Origin of the sequence: Sinosporangium album (assembly GCF_900100605.1) — a bacterium.
GTDB classification, from domain to species: domain Bacteria; phylum Actinomycetota; class Actinomycetes; order Streptosporangiales; family Streptosporangiaceae; genus Sinosporangium; species Sinosporangium album.
The window spans coordinates 128088-144481 of the sequence record NZ_FNCN01000006.1 but is presented as its reverse complement, the minus strand read 5'-3'; the positions used below and the strand labels follow the sequence as shown (position 1 = coordinate 144481).

The following is a 16394-nucleotide window of genomic DNA, read 5'->3' as shown; positions in this document are numbered from 1 at the left end:
GTGCACGCGGATCAGCGCACATGCCTCAGTGCACACGGATCAGTGCACACGGATCAGCGCACCACGATGAAGTCTTCCGCGCTGCGCGGCGCGCGCTCGCGCGGGGGAGCGGCCGGATGGCCGATGGCCACCGCGCCCATGGGGTCCCACTCGGGCGGCAGCCCCAGCACATCCCGCACGGTGTCCCGGCAGAACATCGTCGACGACACCCACGCCGACCCGAGCCCTTCGACCGCGAGCTGAACCAGGAGGTTCTGCACGCCCGCGCCCGTCGCGACCACGAACATCTCGCGCTCGGCGCCGTTGCGCCGTTCGTCGCGGTAGGTGTGCGATCCCTCCATCACCAGGCATGGCACCGCGAGGTACGGCGCCCGCCTCAGCACCTCGCCCCGCTTGACGCGGCGCGCGATGGACTCCTCATTGAACCCGTCGCCGCGCAGGTCCTCGATCCAGGCCGCGAGCATGGCGTCGAGCAGCTTCTCCCGCGACTCGGCGGATTCCAGCAGGACGAAACGCCACGGAGTCGTGTGGTGCGGTGCCGGGGCCGCGATGGCCGCGTCCACGGCACGCCGTACGGCGGCGCCGTCGACGGGTTCGCCGGAGAACTCCCGGATGGTACGGCGGGCGAAGACGACGTCGCGGGAGCCGTACCGGAACATGTCCTCGTCGGGGGAGCGCAGCAGCGCGCGTGCGCCGGGGCCGTCGTCGGCGGTGACCAGGTCGGCCAGGCCGCGCACGATCGCGACCGGCACGCCGGACAGCTTGCCTTTGACGAGTTCGCCCGCGGAGGCGATCTCGTCGGCGAGCGCGGTGATGGTGGCCGACAGCGCGTTGCCGTGTTCATCGGTCTTGCCGCGGAAGTCCGCCAAGACCGCGACCCCGGCGGCGCCGATGGCGACGTCGGTGAGGCCCTCGCGCCACGGGCGGCCGAAGGTGTCGGAGACGATGACGCCGACGTCCACCCTGAGGCGCGCCCGCAGAGCCGCACGGAGCGCGCGGGCGGAGGCGTCGGGGTCCTCGGGGAGGAGGAGCACCGTGCCGGATTCGGTGTTGGAGGCGTCGACCCCGGCCGCGGCCATCACGAAGCCGTGGCGGGTCTGCGAGATCACCGTGTCGCCGCGGCGGGCGACGACCCGGACCGTCTCCTCGGCGATCGCCTCGGCGCGGCTGCCGGCCCGGCGCACCCGCCCCTCGGCCTTGCTGAGGATCTTGGAGGTGACGACGAGGATGTCGCCGTCCGCCAGGTCCGGTACGGCGGAGCCGACGATCGCGGCCAGGTCGTCGCCCGGTGCGATCTCGGGCAGTCCGTGAACAGGGAGGATCGCGATCATCGTGAGATCTCTCCGGCGAGGTCGAGGGCGGCGCGGGCCAAGGCGGCGGTCGCTTCGGGGTCGCTCATGAGCAGGGGGCGGGCGCGCACCTCGACGCCGTCCAGGCTGACGTCGCCGTCCTCCTCGGCGACCAGCCAGCCGTCCACGAGCGGCGCGCCGTACAGCTCCAGGACGGCCTGGGCCGTCGTCGGCACCCCGATCGCGGTGAGGCAGGCGTCGGCCATGCCGCGGACAGGCGCGTTGCCGATGATGGGGGAGACACCGACGACGACCTTGGTCTCCAACGCCTGGCGGATGCCCTGGATCTGGAGGATCGTGCCGATGCTCACCACAGGGTTGGACGGGGGCAGGATCACGACGTCGGCGCTGTGGATCGCCTCCAGCACGCCGGGGGCGGGCTTGGCCTCGGCGGCGCCGACCAGGGCGATGTCCCGGGCGGGGACCGAGGCGCGCAGCCGTACCCACCATTCCTGGAAGTGGATCGCGCGGCGTCCGTGCTCGTCCTCGACCACGACGTGGGTCTCGGCGCGGTCGTCGCTCATCGGCAGGAGCCGTACACCGGGCTGCCAGCGCGCGCACAGGGCCTCGGTGACCTGGGTGAGGGAGTAGCCCGCGTTGAGCATCTGGGTGCGGACGATGTGGGTGGCGAAGTCGCGGTCGCCGAGTCCGAACCACTGCGGCTCCATGCCGTAGGCGGCCAGTTCCTCCTTGACGATGTGCGTTTCGTCGGCCCGGCCCCACCCCTGGTTCTCGTCGATGCCGCCGCCCAGTGTGTACATGATCGTGTCGAGGTCGGGGCAGACCCGCAGCCCGAACAGCGTGATGTCATCTCCGGTGTTGCCGATGACCGTGATCTCGGCGTCGGGCGTGGCGGCGAGGAGGCCACGGAGGAAGCGGGCGCCGCCGATTCCTCCGGCGAGGGACACAATGCGCATGTCGCACAGTGTCCCATCCCGCATTCCGACTTACCGTCGAGGTGGGGGGCGTGGGGGCGGGGGTGTCGCGCGGCGGCCGGGAGGAGGCAGAAGTGCCACATGCGTCGGATAAATACGGTGATAGCGATTCGATGGATTGCTCAGGCGATGGGGTGCTTCAAGGTCATTAGCCGCACTTGTGAGGTCTTGTTAGTAATGAGGATGTTCTTGGGTCGCCCGACATCGAAGTCGGCTATGTGCTTAACTCAGCGTCGGCCATAAGGAGCTCAGTGGGGGTTGTCGTGATCAGAGTCGACGCAGGCCGGCTGCGTGAACCGGCGGCGTGGCTGATGCTGGCCGCAGCCGCCGCCCAGGTTGTCACGTCCGTCTTCGGGCTTCTCTTCGGTGAAGGCATCTCCTTCGCCGCTCGCAGCGTCTTCGAGATCAACGCGTTCGTCGCACCGACCAACGTCGCCCTCCTCGTCGGGGCGGCGCTCCTGGCGACGAGGTTCGGGAGCCCGACCCCGAAGGCGGGCACGGTCGTGCGCGGCGCGACCGCCGTCCTCGCCGTCTCCCTGGCGTTCGGCGCGCTCGCCTTCCTCGCCGGCCTCTTCCTCGGCGCGGGGTTCGGCAGCCTGCTCCAGTTCGCTCTCACCAGAGCGCCGCTGCTCGCGCTCGTCGCGATCGCACTTCTCTACGTGATGCCGCTGGCCAAGCAGCCGGCGGGCGGCGCGGCGGCGAAGCAGGGCTCCGCCTACCAGCCGCCCGCAACGCCGCCGGGCGTCCCCCCGGTGCCGGGCCGCGCCAGTGCGCCGGGCGCCTCCACCGGGCGCGGCACGGCGCGCTCCTACACGCCGCCCGACCTGCCGGTGCCGTCCGCACCGCCCGGCCCGCCTCCCCCCGGGGCGCAGGCGGGGCCGGAGCGCCGAGCCGGCGAGCAGGGTCCCGAGCCCGTCGTTCAGGCGGCGCCCGGCCAGCCCGGCCAGCCCGGCCAGCCCGGCCAGCCCGGCCACCCCGACCACATCGTGCAGGTGGCGTCCGATCCCGAGGCCACGCAGCGGGTCGTCCACTCCCAGCCGTCCGCCCCTCTCCCTAGCGAGCCCCAGCCCGACCGCGCGCCCGCCTCCTTCGAGCAGCCCTCCGATCCGGGGCGGCCCGGTTATGGACACGCCGCGCCCGGCGGCCCGGCCCCGGCCCACGGCGCCCCGGCCCACAGCGCCCCGGGCGGCCCCGCCTACGCCGCGTCCGGCCCTGAGCGCGGGCCGTACGGCGAAGCCGGACAGCCGGCCTTCGGCCAGAGCGACCCCGGGCACGTCCCCTTCGGCCAGGGCGAGCCCCACCGGCCCGCCTTCGGCCCGGGCGGCCAGGGACAGCCCACCTTCGGTCAGAGCGACCCGGGACAGCCGGCCGCGGGCCCGGGCGGCCAGGGACAGCCCGCCTTCGGTCAGAGCGACCCGGGACAGCCGGCCGCGGGCCCGGGCGGCCAGGGACAGTCGGCCTTCGGCCAGAGCGACCCCGGCCGGGTGGGTTATGGCCTGCCCGAGCCTCCGCGGCCCGCCCACGGCTCGCCGGAGCCCCCGCGGCACGGCTCGCCCGAGCCGTCGGCGTATGAGGCGTTTCCGCAGCCTCCCGCCCCCGCCGCCAACCCCGACCCGTACGGCCAGGGCCCCACGGGCGTCTACCCCCTCCCGACGCCCGCGCAGAGCTCCGGGCCGCACCTCATGCCCGCGCCGGCGGAGCCGTACGGCCAGGGCGCACCGTCCTATAGGCCGACCGACAGCCGACCGGACATCACGTATCCGACTCCGGACGGCCGGCCGAACAATTCCTACACTTCACAAGATTCTTCCCCGGATGTCTACAAGCCCCAAGATTCCACTCCGGATGCGTACAAACCGCAGGGCACTTACCCCTCGGCCCCGGCGTACGGTCGGCCCGCGCAGGCCCAGGGCCAGGGGAGTTACGGGGAATACGATGACGGGGACGTGTTCGCCGATCGCCCGCCGGCATACGGCTCGCCCTCGCCGCAGCCCTATGAGCAGCCGGCGCAGCCCTATGAGCAGCCGGCGCAGCCGTACGAGCAGTCGGCGCAGCCGCCCGCTGGTTACGCGAGCCACGACTACGGGCAGTTGCCGAATCCGTATCACGAGTCCAGCCCCGGAGACCCGCGCACGCAGCAGCTCGCCCAGGCATATCAGCAGGCCGAGAACTACCAGCAGGCGCATGCGGGCACCCAGCCGGCGCTTCCTTACCCGACCGATGCGCTCGGTTATTCGCCTCGGCCGGCGGTGCCGTACGAGGACGCGCTCGCTCACCCGCGGGGCAACCCCTCCCATCTGCCCACCAGTGGGGATCAGAGCAAGGAGAGGGACGAGCTTATCGATCCCCCAGCTATCTACTCACCTAAGGACCCACGCGCGTAAAGGGCGTGCAATCTCCAGGTAGAGAGAAGGTGTCGCCCGGTCACGTACAGAACATGGGCTGGTACGTTTCCGACCGCTGACCCCGCAGGTCTCTGCGGGACATGGTTGTGCGATGGCCATGCAACCCACCCATCGCGAGCACAGGGCTTTGAACCGGGGCGAGCTGCTCTTTCCCCGGGATACCGGCATGCCGCTTGACTCCACACGTTGGACACGCGTGTAATTACAGACGTGTTGTTACGCCTTCCAAAGGGTGGGTATGAGGAGGGCGATCATGGGGGGCTCCATCGCGGGCGGGCGGCAGGGAGGTGTGCATGACCGAACCGGTCATCGCACAGGCGCTCAGCGCTGAAGATCTGGGCTGGCAGGAGCGCGCTTTGTGCGCGCAGACCGACCCGGAGGCGTTCTTCCCGGAAAAGGGTGGCTCCACACGAGAGGCCAAGAAGGTCTGTCGATCCTGCGAAGTGCGCGCTGAATGTTTGGAATACGCGCTTGAGCACGACGAGAGGTTTGGCATCTGGGGTGGGCTGTCCGAGCGGGAGCGCCGAAGGCTCAAGCGCCAGGCAGGATAGTCGACGGCTCTGATGAGAAGTCGGCGAGAACGAAACAGTCAACGGAAGAGGAAGCCCGGGCAACCGGGATATCACCCATAGAGAGCGGCTTTCGCATTGCTTGGCGATTCGTCGTGGCAGGCCAGAGATGGTCCGTCCGGTGGATCGTGGGGGGCATGAAGAGAGCTCGGCGGCCACGCGGCCTCGCTTACGGCGACCGCGTGGCCGCGTCATTTCTCCGCCCCTGTTCCTCCGTGATTCCCTGACCGGCCGGAGGCCGGGCGGTAAGGTGGTCACGCCGATCACTGGTGTCTGCGAACCCCCCGAAAGCAGTACATGTCGTTCAGCCCCCTCGCTGTTCCGTCCCCTGTGGAACCGGCTGGTTCCTCCTCGCGTCCCCTGGTCACCGTCATCGTCGTCGCCCATGACGCCGCGCGCCGGCTTGAGGGCACGCTCCGCGCGGTGGCCGAGCAGAGCCGGGTGGCCGACCGGGCGTTGGGGGTCGACAACGGCAGCCGCGACGGTGGCGGCGCCTTGCTCACCAGGGCCTTCGGCGCCCACGGAGTGCTGACCCTGTCGCGTTCCACCGGTTTCGGTTCGGCGGTGGCGCGGGCCGTGCGCTCGCTGCCTCCCATGGCGGGGGGCCGGGAGTGGATCTGGCTCCTGCACGATGACTGCGAGCCGGACCGGGAGGCCCTGAACGAGCTGCTCAGAGCCGCGGCGGGGGAGCCGGAGGCGGCCGTTCTCGGACCGGGGCTCCGCGACCATCTCGACCGCGACCTCCTGCTGGAGGCGGGGGTCACCGTGGACCGGGTGGGGCGGCGGCACACCGGGCTCGACCGCGGTGAATACGATCACGGGCAGCGCGACGGAGCCGGCGACGTGCTGGCGGTGTCGACGGCCGGCATGCTGATCCGCAGGGATGTTTGGGATGAGATAGGTGGTTTCGACCCGGGGCTGCCGCTCTTCCGAGATGATCTGGATTTCTGCTGGCGTGTGCGCAACGCCGGATACAAAGTGCTGTTCGTCCCGGCGGCGGTCGCGTGGCACGCCGAGGCCGCGGCGCGAGGGCGCCGCCCCCTCGCCGCGAGCCGGCACCGCCCCCGGAGGCTCGACCGCCGCAACGCCATGTTCGTGGTCCTGGTCAACCTCCCGCTCCTCGCCATGTGGCGGGCGCTGGCGCGCAACACGGCCTGGTCGCTGCTGCGCACGGCGGGGCTCGTGCTGGCCAAGCGGCCCGGAAGCGCCCTCGACGAGATCAGCGCGCTCGGCGCCGTGCTGCTGCGCCCGGTGCGCCTCCTGCGCGGCAGAAGGCGAAGACGCATCGGCCGCAGGGCGCGCTACCGCGAGGTGAAACACCTGCTCGCCCCGCCCGGAGCCGGGCGGCGACGCCTGTTCGGCGCGCTCCGGACACTCGTCTTCGGAACCGACCCGGGTGCCCGCGCGGCTGGCCGCGCGGTCGCCGACCCGGCCACCGGCCGACCCTCGGCGCGGGAACGTGGCAACGGGGGAGGGGAACCGGGCTCGGGAGGCACGCGAGGGTTGCTCGGCAGCCCGGGGGTGCCGCTGGTCATGGCATTGCTCGGCGTGACCGCGGTGGCCGCCCGGGACCTGCTCGGCGGCTCCCTGCTCGGGGGCGGCGCCCTCGTGCCGGTGGCGGGCGACGCCACCGACCTGTGGCGGTTGTACGTCGAGGACCGCCACGCCGCCGAACTCGGCAGCGAATTCTGGGCTCCGCCGTACGTCGCGGTGCTTGCGGGACTGTCGGTGCTGTTCCTCAGCGATGTGCCGGCCGCGGTCGCCGCGCTGCTCATCGGGTGCGTTCCACTCGCGGGGCTTTCGGCCTATCTCGCGCTGCGTTTCATCGTTCCATCGCCCTACGCTCGATTCTGGCTGGGCGCCACGTATGCTCTGCTTCCCGTGGCGACGGGCGCCGTCGCCACCGGGCGACTCGGCACCGCCGTCGTCCTCACGCTCCTGCCCGTCTACGTCGGGCTCGCCGCGGCGATGCTCACGCGGGACCGCCGGGGCTCCCGCCGCGCCGCCTTCGCGCTCGGCCTCGCCCTCGCCGTCGGCAGCGCCTTCGTCCCGCTGGTCTACGCGCTGACGGCCGCCCTGTGCGTGTTCGCCGCCGTCGCCTTCGGCGGCGTACGGCGCGGCGCCGGCGAGGCCCTCGCCATCGTGCTGACCGTGCCGCTCCTGCTGCTGCTTCCGTGGGCGATCCAGCTCGTGGAGCACCCAGGCAGATTCCTGCTCGAAGCCGGACTGCACCGGCCCGCGCTGGTCCACCCCGCGCTTCCCGCCGAGTCGTTCGCGGCCCTGAGCCCCGGCGGCCCCGGGATGCCGCCGCTCTGGGTCACGTCCGGCCTGGTCCTGTCGGCGCTCGCGGCGCTGCTGATACGCCGGCGGCGCATGGTCGTGGCGATCGGATGGGGAGTGGCGATCTTCGGGCTGCTCGTGTCGATCCTGGTCAGCCGGGTCACCACCACCGGCCTGACCGGCGGCGTCGAGGCGCCCGCCTGGCCCGGTGTCCCGCTCGCCTTCGCCGCCATGGGCCTGGCCACGGCGGCGGCGCTGATGTCCCGACCGGTCGCCGAGATGCGCGCCGCCGGTGGCCTGCGCGGAGTGCTCGCCGTCGCCGCCGTCGCGGCGGCCTTCTCCACCCCCGTCCTGGCGGCGGGGTTCTGGATGGCGAACGGCGTCCAAGGCCCCCTGCGCAGCGACGTTCCTCCGCCGTTCCCGGCGGTCGCCGCCGCCGCGGCGGCTCCGGGGGACCGCGCCCTGATGGTGCGTCCCGCTCCGGAACACGGCGGCCTGATCTACACCGTGCTGCCGGGCAGGGCCCCCTTGATCGGCGAGTCCGACCTGCCCGGCACCGAGCCCGACGTGCGGGACCGTGTCGAGCTCGCCGCCGCCGGGCTGCTGTCGGGGCGGGGCGACGGCGACCTGGCGGTCCTCGCGGAGTTCGGCGTGCGGTTCGTCGTGCTGGCCTCCCCTGTCGACCCGCAGCTGATCCGCGCCCTCGACACCCATCCCGACCTGGTCAAGAAGAGCGCGACTCCCGACGCGACCGTGTGGCAGTCGACCCTGCCCGTCGCCCACAGGGACGGGGGTTCCGCCGAGGGGGCGGTGCCGTACCGCTGGTGGCTGTGGGCCCAGGGCGCGCTCGCGCTGGTCGTCTTTCTGCTGGCTCTGCCCGGCGGACGCGGCCGGCGGGGCATCGTGCCGGACTACGACGCGGTCCACACGCCTCCCCTCGCTCCCGCGCGGGCGGGCTTCGCGCGGGTGGGTTCCCGGTGAAGGCCCTGATCGAGAACCGTTTCACCCTCCTCGTGCTCGTCACGGTCGCGCTGCTCGCCACCTGCGGCCTGGCCGCCATGACCCAGCCGATCCGTACGGCCGGAGCCGCCGCGCCCGCCGCCCCCACCAGGGCACCCGTCGAGTCCGTGACCACGGTCTGCCCGCCGCCCGAGGGCGGCGCCGTCAGCGTGGTCGTCCCGTCGCTCCTGCGAGGCACACCCGGCGCACCCGCCGCCGACACTCCAGGCCCGGCGGCGGGCGTGGTCGTCACCGAGCTGGGCAAGCTCGGCGAGGCCACCGTCACCGGGAACGCCCATCGCCTGGCGACTCTGACCAGGCACGGCCAGGTGTGGCAGCGGTCGATGGACGGCGGGGTGCCCGTCCAGATCTCGGGGACGGGGGAGATGGCCGGACTGGAATCGGCCTACACCGCCCTGCGGACCACCGGGAAACGACGCGGCCTGTCCGGAGTGCGCTGCGGCGACGCCGCCTCCGGAACATGGCTGATCGGGCCGGGGCCCGCCGCCGCCGAGGTGACGCTGCACCTGACCAACCCCGGGCCCGCGCCCGCCACGGCGGAGGTCTTCATCTACTCCGGGGACGGGCCGGTCTACGGGGAGATCGACGGCGACACCGCCGTGGCTCTCCGGCCGGGGGAAACGCGTGCGGTCGACGTCGCGGACCTCGCTCCCCGCGCGGTGATCGCCGCACTTTCGGTGCGGGCTGTCAGCGGGCGTGTGGTCGCGGCGGCGGAAGCCGTACTGGACCGGAAGCGTGGAGTGGATTGGCTTCCCGAGGCGGCGGCACCGGCGACACGCGTGGTGGTGCCGGGGGTGCCCGGTGGGGGCGGGGGCAGGGAACTGCTCGTGGCCGCGCCCGGCGAGATCGGGGCGCGGGTCGACGTCCGCGTTCTGACCTCGGATGGGCTCAAGGAGGTGGAGGGCGGGTGGTCTCTCGACGTTCCCGCCGGTTCCGTGGTGGCGATGGATCTGTCCGGCGCCTTCGGCACCAGGTCGGGAGCGGTGGTCGTGACCTCGCAGGTGCCGGTGGTGGCCGGGCTCGTGGCCGTCGGCACGGGGAAGAGGAAGGATGCGGCCTTCACCGCGGGGGCGCTTCCCATCGACTTCGGCAGCATCGTCGCGGACAACAGGACCGGTGGGGAGCCCGCGGGGAGGCAGAGCTCTCACCTCGTGCTCTCGGCGCCGCAGACAGAGGGCCGCCTCTGGCTCCAGTTGGTGCCGAGCGAAGGTCCTCCGACCGATGTGGCCGAGGTCCATATCCCGGCGGCGAGCACCGTCGACGTCGAACTCCCGCACCCCAAGGGCGCCTCCAGCCCGTTTGCTGTAGTTGTCACGCCCCTGCCCGGATCAGGACCGATCTACGGAGGACGGGTCCTAACGGGCCGGGACGAGTCCGGCCTCATGTTCACCGTTCAGCCACTCGCGGCGGCCCGTTCCTGGACCGTGGTGCCAACGCTCACCGAGTCCTCGGCGACGGTGCTGCCGTGAATGTCCTGCCCGGGTATGCCCGGGAAATCGATCTCTCTAACGTGCGGGGGCTCCAGCCGTACGGCTAGCGCCTGTCCCCGGACGTGCGGGCTTGCTTCTGCGGTCAGTGGCGGTCGTCGTAACCGGGGTCGACGGTCTCGGGGGAGAGTCCGAGCAGGCCGGCGACCTGCTCCACGACCGTGTCATGGACGAGGGCGCCCAGGGTTTCGCGGTCGCGGGCCCGCGCCTCAAGGGGGCGGCGGTAGATCACGATCACGGCGGGGGTGGTGCCGCGCGCCTCCTGCGCGCGGCCGAAGGGGATCGGGTTGTCGGCGTCCGCGCCCGGGCCGTCGCCGAGCTCGCTCACCGGGGGCACCTCCTCGACAGAGAACTGCACCGCGGCGAGTTGGGTGTTCCACCTGGACTTGAGCCGGTCGACGGCGTCCAGGACGAGGTCGTCGAACCGCTCGCCCCGCGACCTGGAGATCGGCACGTGCGAGGGGGCGAGCGGCCCGCGCAGCCCGCGGCCGTGCCTGTCACGACGGCGAGGGCCGTGTGGGCGGGGTGCACCGCCGGGTACCGAATTCACAGCGCAAGTCTAGAAGTGCGTGGCTGCATGGGGGCTTCAAGCCTGCTGTGAGCCTTTCATCCGTTTCTTTGATGTTGTTGGGGCCTGTGTCGTGAGCTGGGGTGTCTGGGAATACGGACACGTGTGGATCCGGCCATAGCATGTCCGAATTGCGATGACACGCTCTTTAAGAGCCCTCAGGTAGTGGCGCCTTGGACGCCTAACGGGTACGGTCCCTCCGTGAGCCCCGTCCGACGCTGTTCCCGCACCGCATGCTCCTCGCCTGCCGTCTTCACGCTCACGTACGTTTACGCCGACTCGACAGCGGTCCTCGGCCCTTTGGCGACGTACGCCGAGCCGCACTGCTACGACCTGTGTGCCGAACATGCCGAGCGACTCACCGCCCCCCGGGGTTGGGAGGTCGTGCGTCTCCCCACCGAGGGCGGCCAACCCAGCACGGACGACCTGGAGGCCCTGGCCAACGCCGTGCGGGAGGCCGCGCGGCCCGCGCCCTCCGGCAATGAGCCGGTGGGCCAGGGGGTGGAGGTCGGCCGGCGCGGCCACCTGCGGGTGCTGCGCTCGGCCCAGACCCACCCCGAGCGCTGACGCCCGAAGGGGGGCCGACCGGTCCGAGGCCGACCGTGCGGGAGGCGGCGCGTGCGGGAGGCGGCGCGTGCGAGAGCCGACCCGTCGGCCCGCCAACCCGTCGACCCGTCGGTTCATCGGCGCGTCGGTCGGATCGGCCTGTCGGCCCGCCGGTCGGATCGGCCGTGTTCGACGGGCTCCGCGTCCACGGGGCGGTGTCCGAGCCGCGTCCGAGCCGTGCCCCAAGCATGCCCCAAGCCGCGTCCCAAGCCATGTCCCAAGCCATGTCCCAAGCCATGTCCAAGCCGCGTCCAAGGGGGAAAGGTGGACCCCGCACGCAGTAGGCTCAGGGGACCGACGAATTCGATACAGGCGACCTGAGGGTGGAGCTTTTCGTGGGCGACCTTGCCGGCATCTTCAAGGCATACGACATCCGCGGCGTCGTGCCGGAGGAGCTTGACGAGAGCGTGGCCGAGGCGGTCGGGGCCGCCTTCGTAGAGATCACCGGGGCCTCCTCCGTGGTCATGGCCCACGACATGCGCGCCTCCTCCCCGGTGCTGGCCGCCGCCTTCGCCCGCGGCGCCACCGGACGGGGCGCCGACGTGATCGACACCGGCCTCGGCTCCACCGACCTGCTTTACTACGCGAGCGGCTCGATCGGCCTGCCGGGCGTGATGTTCACCGCCAGCCACAACCCCGCGCAATACAACGGGATGAAGCTCTGCCGGGCCGGGGCCGTCCCCATCGGCATCGACAGCGGCCTGGCCGAGATCCGCGACCGGGCCGCCGAGCTGCTCGCCGAAGGCGGCCCGACCCCCGGGGAGAGGATCGGCGGGATCGAGCGGCGCGACCTGCTCCACGGCTACGCGAGCCATCTGCGCACCCTGGTCGACCTGTCGGGCGTCCGCCCGCTCAAGGTCGTGGTCGACGCGGGCAACGGCATGGGCGGTCACACCGTCCCGGTCGTCTTCGAGGGGCTGCCGCTGAAGGTCGTCCCGCTCTACTTCGAGCTCGACGGCACGTTCCCCAACCACGAGGCCAACCCCATCGAGCCGGCCAACCTGCGCGACCTGCAGAAGGCCGTGCTGGAGACCGGCGCCGACATCGGCCTGGCCTTCGACGGCGACGCCGACCGCTGCTGGGTGATCGACGAGCGCGGCGAGTCGGTCTCGCCGTCCACGATCACCGCTCTGGTCGCCGTCCGGGAGCTTGCCAAGCACCCTGGCGCAACGATCATCCACAACCTGATCACCTCCACCGCCGTGCCCGAGATCGTCGCCGAGCACGGCGGCGCCCCGGTGCGCACCCGCGTCGGCCACTCGTTCATCAAGGCCGAGATGGCCCGCACCGGCGCCGTCTTCGGCGGCGAGCACTCCGCGCACTACTACTTCAAGGACTTCTGGTTCGCCGACTCGGGCATGCTGGCCGCGCTCCACGTGCTGGCCGCGCTCGGAGAGCAGGACCGGCCGCTGTCCGAGCTGCTGGCCGACTACAGCCGCTACGCCGCCTCCGGTGAGATCAACAGCAGGGTCGACGACCAGGCCGCGGCGCTTGAGCGCGTGCGCGCCGCGTTCGCGGGTCGTGCCGGGGTGACCTTCGACGAGCTCGACGGCCTCACCGTGCGGGGCCCCGGCTGGTGGTTCAACCTTCGTCCGTCCAACACCGAGCCGCTGCTGCGGCTCAACGCCGAGGCGGCCGACGAGCAGATGACGGCGCGGATCCGCGACGAGGTCCTGGCCGTGGTGAGGAGCTGACTGTGAAGATCGACGACTGGCTGCTGGAGATCCTTGCCTGCCCGGCCTGCAAGGCTCCGCTACGTGCCGACACCGAGGCGGACGAGCTCGCCTGCACGTCCGAGACGTGCGGCCTGATCTATCCGGTGCGGGACGACATTCCCGTGCTGCTGGTGGACGAGGCGCGCAAGACCGCCTGATCTCCCGTGTCCTCCTTCACCTTCGACGCCGACCGGCTCGACGACCAGACCCACCTCATCGAGGGCGACCCCGCGGGGATGCTGCCGGCGGTCGCCTCGTCGGCCGCCCAGGTGCGGGTGTCCTACCGCGCCTCCGCCGAGGCGGGCCTCGGGCGCCTCGCCGACGACGGCCGCCCGAGGGCGATCGCGGTCGTCGGAATGGGCGGCTCGGGCATCGCCGGCGACATCATGGCGGCCGTGTGCGGCCACGGCTGCGCCGTACCCATCGTGACCGTGCGCTCGCACCGGCTGCCCGGGTGGGTCGGCGCGGCCGACCTCGTGATCGCGGTGTCGTGTTCCGGCGACACCGAGGAGACCCTCGCCGCCGCGGCCGAGGCCGTCCGCCGGGGATGTCGGCTGCTCGCGGTCGGCGCCGCCGGCTCGCGCCTGGCCGATGCGGCGCGGCAGGGCCGGGGACTGTTCGTCCCGGTCGCCTCGTCCGGCCAGCCGAGGGCCCACGTGTGGGCGCTGTCGGTGCCGCTGGTGGTCGCCGCCGCCGCGCTCGGCCTGACCGAGGCCGGCGCGGACACCTTCGAGACGACGGCGCGCAGCCTGGAGGACATCGCCCACCGCTGCCGCCCCGGCAGCGAGTCGTTCATCAACCCCGGCAAGACCCTGGCCTCGGAGCTGGCCGGCAGCCTGCCGATGATCTGGGGGTCCTCGCCGCTCACGGCCGTCGCGGCCTACCGGCTGGCCTGCCAGCTCAACGAGAACGCGAAGTATCCCGCGGTCTTCGGCGAGATCCCCGAGGCCGGACACAACCAGGTGATGGCCTTCGAGGGTCCGCTCGCCACCAGGGACATGTTCGCCGACGAGGAGGCCACGGCGCTGCGGCTGCTCGTGTTCCGCGACACCGACGAGCATCCGAGAGTCACCAGGCAGCGCGAGGCGGCCGTACGGCTGGCGCGCGACCGCGGCGTCCGCGTCAGCGAGATCGTGGCCGAGGGGGCGCACCCGCTGGAGCGGCTCGCCACCCTGGTCGAGATCGGCGACTACGCGAGCGTCTATCTCGCCCTCGGTTACGGCATCGATCCCTCGCCCGTCGCGGCGATCGCCGAGATCAAGGCACGTATCTCACACTGAGGCGGGGCCGGTTCGCCGAGGATGTCCCCGCTCATCGGCGAGGGCGCTGGCACGCGCGTGAGCCCGTGGACCCTCCGGCGCGGGCGGCGAGCGGTCTCAGCGGCGCTCGCCGCGCAGCAGACGCAGGGCCTTCTCCTTCTCGAAGTCCAGCGCCCGGCGCGGGGCCTGGAGGCGGCCGATCCTCAAGCCCAGGTCGCGGACCGCCAGCCCCACGGCCGGTTCCGCGAGGGCCCGCAGCGCGAAGGCCAGCGCCGCGGGAGACACGTCGAATCGGCGCTCCAGCTCCAGGCCCTGGGCCACCGCGGCGAGTTCGTCGTCGCCGAAGCGGCGGTGCGCGCCCCGCTCGCGCACGGGCGGCAGCAGGCCGAGCTCCTCGCGGTAGCGGAGCATCCTCGGAGACAGGCCGAGCCGCCGCGCTGCTTCAGTGATGCGCATTCTCACATTCTTACGTGAGATTCGACCTCGTGGACGTGCACCGCATGCGGGAGCTTGCCTAAACTCCAAAGCGACCACGAGCATATTCGTCCCCCTCGGCCGACGCGCGACGGGGCCGGGGCGGATCCGGCGAGGGGCCCGCCATGAGGGCCGACCGCGCCTCCCGGAAGCGATGAAGACGGCTCACCTACGCGGATGTAGAGGACTCACATGGACTTCAAGGTCGCCGACCTCTCTCTTGCGGCCTTCGGGCGCAAGGAAATCCAGCTCGCCGAGCATGAGATGCCGGGCCTGATGGCGGTTCGCAAGGACTACGCGGCCTCCCAGCCCCTCCGGGGTGCGAAGATCATGGGCTCGCTGCACATGACCATCCAGACCGCGGTGCTCATCGAGACCCTGGTCGCACTCGGCGCCGAGGTCCGCTGGGTGAGCTGCAACATCTTCTCCACCCAGGACCACGCCGCCGCCGCGGTCGTCGTCGGCCCGAACGGCACCGTCGACGACCCGCAGGGCGTCCCCGTCTTCGCCTGGAAGGGCGAGACCCTGGAGGAATACTGGTGGTGCACCGAGCAGGCGCTCACCTGGCCCGGCGGTGACGCCCCGAACATGATCCTCGACGACGGCGGCGACGCCACGCTGCTCGTCCACAAGGGCGCCGAATACGAGAAGGCCGGTGCCGTGCCCACCGCCGACGAGGACGACCCCGAGGAGTGGAAGGTCATCCTCGACCTGCTCCACCGTACGGTGTCCTCCGAGGGCCGCTGGACCAAGATCGCCGAGAGTGTCAAGGGCGTCACCGAGGAGACCACCACCGGCGTGCACCGTCTCTACGACATGCACAAGAACGGGCAGCTCCTCTTCCCGGCGATCAACGTCAACGACTCGGTCACCAAGTCCAAGTTCGACAACAAGTACGGCTGCCGCCACTCCGTGATCGACGGCCTCAACCGCGCCACCGACGTCCTCATCGGCGGCAAGGTCGCCGTCGTCGCGGGCTACGGCGACGTGGGCAAGGGCTGCGCCGACGCGCTGCGCGGCCAGGGCGCCCGGGTCATCGTCACCGAGATCGACCCGATCTGCGCGCTCCAGGCGGCGATGGACGGCTACCAGGTCACCACCCTGGAGGAGGTCGTCGAGACCGCGGACATCTTCGTGACCGCGACCGGCAACTTCAACATCATCACCGCCGACCACATGGCGAGGATGAAGCACCAGGCGATCGTCTCCAACATCGGCCACTTCGACAACGAGATCGACATGGCCGGCCTGGCCAAGATCCCCGGCATCGTGAAGGACGAGGTCAAGCCGCAGGTCCACACCTGGACCTTCCCCGACGGCCGCAACATCATCGTGCTGGCCGAAGGCCGCCTCATGAACCTCGGCTGCGCCACCGGCCACCCGTCGTTCGTCATGTCCAACTCGTTCACCAACCAGGTCATCGCTCAGATCGAGCTGTTCACCAAGACCGACGACTACGAGCTGGGCGTGCACGTGCTGCCGAAGCACCTGGACGAGAGGGTCGCCAGGCTCCACCTCGACGCGCTCGGGGTGAAGCTGACCACCCTCAGCAAGGTCCAGGCGGAATACATCGGCGTCGACGTCGAGGGCCCCTACAAGCCGGACCACTACCGCTACTGAGTCGTCCCTCGGAGCCGCCCCCGTCCCTCAGGAGGGCGGCTCTCCCTTCCGTGATAATCGGCGTGTGCGGTCGCACGCGGAACCGGTCGCGGCGCAGGCGCCGACGG

The 16394-nt window shown here is 71.8% G+C and carries 13 protein-coding genes; 9 read left to right on the top strand and 4 right to left on the bottom strand.

Translation table 11 applies throughout. From position 1 onward, the window contains the following. Positions 1–53 precede the first annotated feature (53 nt). A complete protein-coding gene (locus BLQ73_RS08375) occupies positions 54–1331 on the bottom strand; it encodes a coenzyme F420-0:L-glutamate ligase (RefSeq protein ID WP_093169798.1) in 1278 nt (425 codons plus the stop codon). Continuing rightward, a complete protein-coding gene (gene cofD / locus BLQ73_RS08370; protein WP_093169797.1) occupies positions 1328–2266 on the bottom strand; it encodes a 2-phospho-L-lactate transferase in 939 nt (312 codons plus the stop codon). The genes BLQ73_RS08375 and cofD overlap by 4 nt, the downstream gene beginning before the upstream one ends. A 281-nt stretch (positions 2267–2547) precedes the next feature. On the opposite strand from cofD, the gene BLQ73_RS08365 reads away from it, so the two are divergent. The 4 genes from BLQ73_RS08365 to BLQ73_RS08350 all read left to right on the top strand — a co-directional run bounded on the left by BLQ73_RS08365 (position 2548) and on the right by BLQ73_RS08350 (position 10027). After that, entirely contained in the window at positions 2548–4668 is a 2121-nt protein-coding gene (locus tag BLQ73_RS08365) for a hypothetical protein (protein WP_143020177.1), read from the top strand. 314 nt (positions 4669–4982) lie between these two features. Continuing rightward, positions 4983–5240, top strand: a complete 258-nt coding sequence (locus tag BLQ73_RS08360; RefSeq protein ID WP_093169795.1) for a WhiB family transcriptional regulator — start codon at positions 4983–4985, stop codon at positions 5238–5240. Positions 5241–5555: 315 nt separating this feature from the next. Beyond that, a complete protein-coding gene (locus BLQ73_RS08355; protein WP_093169794.1) occupies positions 5556–8519 on the top strand; it encodes a glycosyltransferase family 2 protein in 2964 nt (987 codons plus the stop codon). Beyond that, a complete protein-coding gene (locus tag BLQ73_RS08350) occupies positions 8516–10027 on the top strand; it encodes a DUF5719 family protein (RefSeq protein WP_093169793.1) in 1512 nt (503 codons plus the stop codon). Before BLQ73_RS08355 ends, BLQ73_RS08350 begins: the two co-directional genes overlap by 4 nt. A gap of 103 nt (positions 10028–10130) precedes the next feature. Here the strand turns inward: BLQ73_RS08350 and BLQ73_RS08345 are convergent, their stop codons facing one another. Continuing rightward, entirely contained in the window at positions 10131–10595 is a 465-nt protein-coding gene (locus BLQ73_RS08345) for a metallopeptidase family protein (protein ID WP_093169792.1), read from the bottom strand. Between the two features lie 219 nt (positions 10596–10814). Here BLQ73_RS08345 and BLQ73_RS08340 point away from each other — a divergent pair, with 219 nt between their 5' ends. The 4 genes from BLQ73_RS08340 to BLQ73_RS08325 all read left to right on the top strand — a co-directional run bounded on the left by BLQ73_RS08340 (position 10815) and on the right by BLQ73_RS08325 (position 14214). Further along, positions 10815–11180, top strand: a complete 366-nt coding sequence (locus BLQ73_RS08340) for a DUF3499 domain-containing protein (RefSeq protein ID WP_093169791.1) — start codon at positions 10815–10817, stop codon at positions 11178–11180. Positions 11181–11554: 374 nt separating this feature from the next. After that, on the top strand, positions 11555–12913 hold the full coding sequence (locus BLQ73_RS08335) for a phosphomannomutase/phosphoglucomutase (RefSeq protein ID WP_093169911.1): 1359 nt from the start codon (positions 11555–11557) through the stop codon (positions 12911–12913). Beyond that, on the top strand, positions 12910–13092 hold the full coding sequence (locus BLQ73_RS08330) for a Trm112 family protein (RefSeq protein WP_093169910.1): 183 nt from the start codon (positions 12910–12912) through the stop codon (positions 13090–13092). Before BLQ73_RS08335 ends, BLQ73_RS08330 begins: the two co-directional genes overlap by 4 nt. 6 nt (positions 13093–13098) lie before the next feature. Continuing rightward, entirely contained in the window at positions 13099–14214 is a 1116-nt protein-coding gene (locus BLQ73_RS08325; RefSeq protein WP_245690894.1) for an SIS domain-containing protein, read from the top strand. A gap of 96 nt (positions 14215–14310) precedes the next feature. Here BLQ73_RS08325 and BLQ73_RS08320 read toward each other — a convergent pair whose 3' ends face one another. Further along, positions 14311–14649 carry a MerR family DNA-binding transcriptional regulator gene (locus tag BLQ73_RS08320; RefSeq protein ID WP_093169790.1) on the bottom strand — a complete coding sequence of 113 codons (339 nt, stop codon included), beginning with the start codon at positions 14647–14649 and terminating at the stop codon, positions 14311–14313. A 210-nt stretch (positions 14650–14859) separates the two neighbouring features. Between BLQ73_RS08320 and ahcY the strand changes: the two genes are divergently transcribed. Next, positions 14860–16287, top strand: a complete 1428-nt coding sequence (gene ahcY / locus BLQ73_RS08315) for an adenosylhomocysteinase (protein WP_093169789.1) — start codon at positions 14860–14862, stop codon at positions 16285–16287. Positions 16288–16394: the final 107 nt, after the last annotated feature.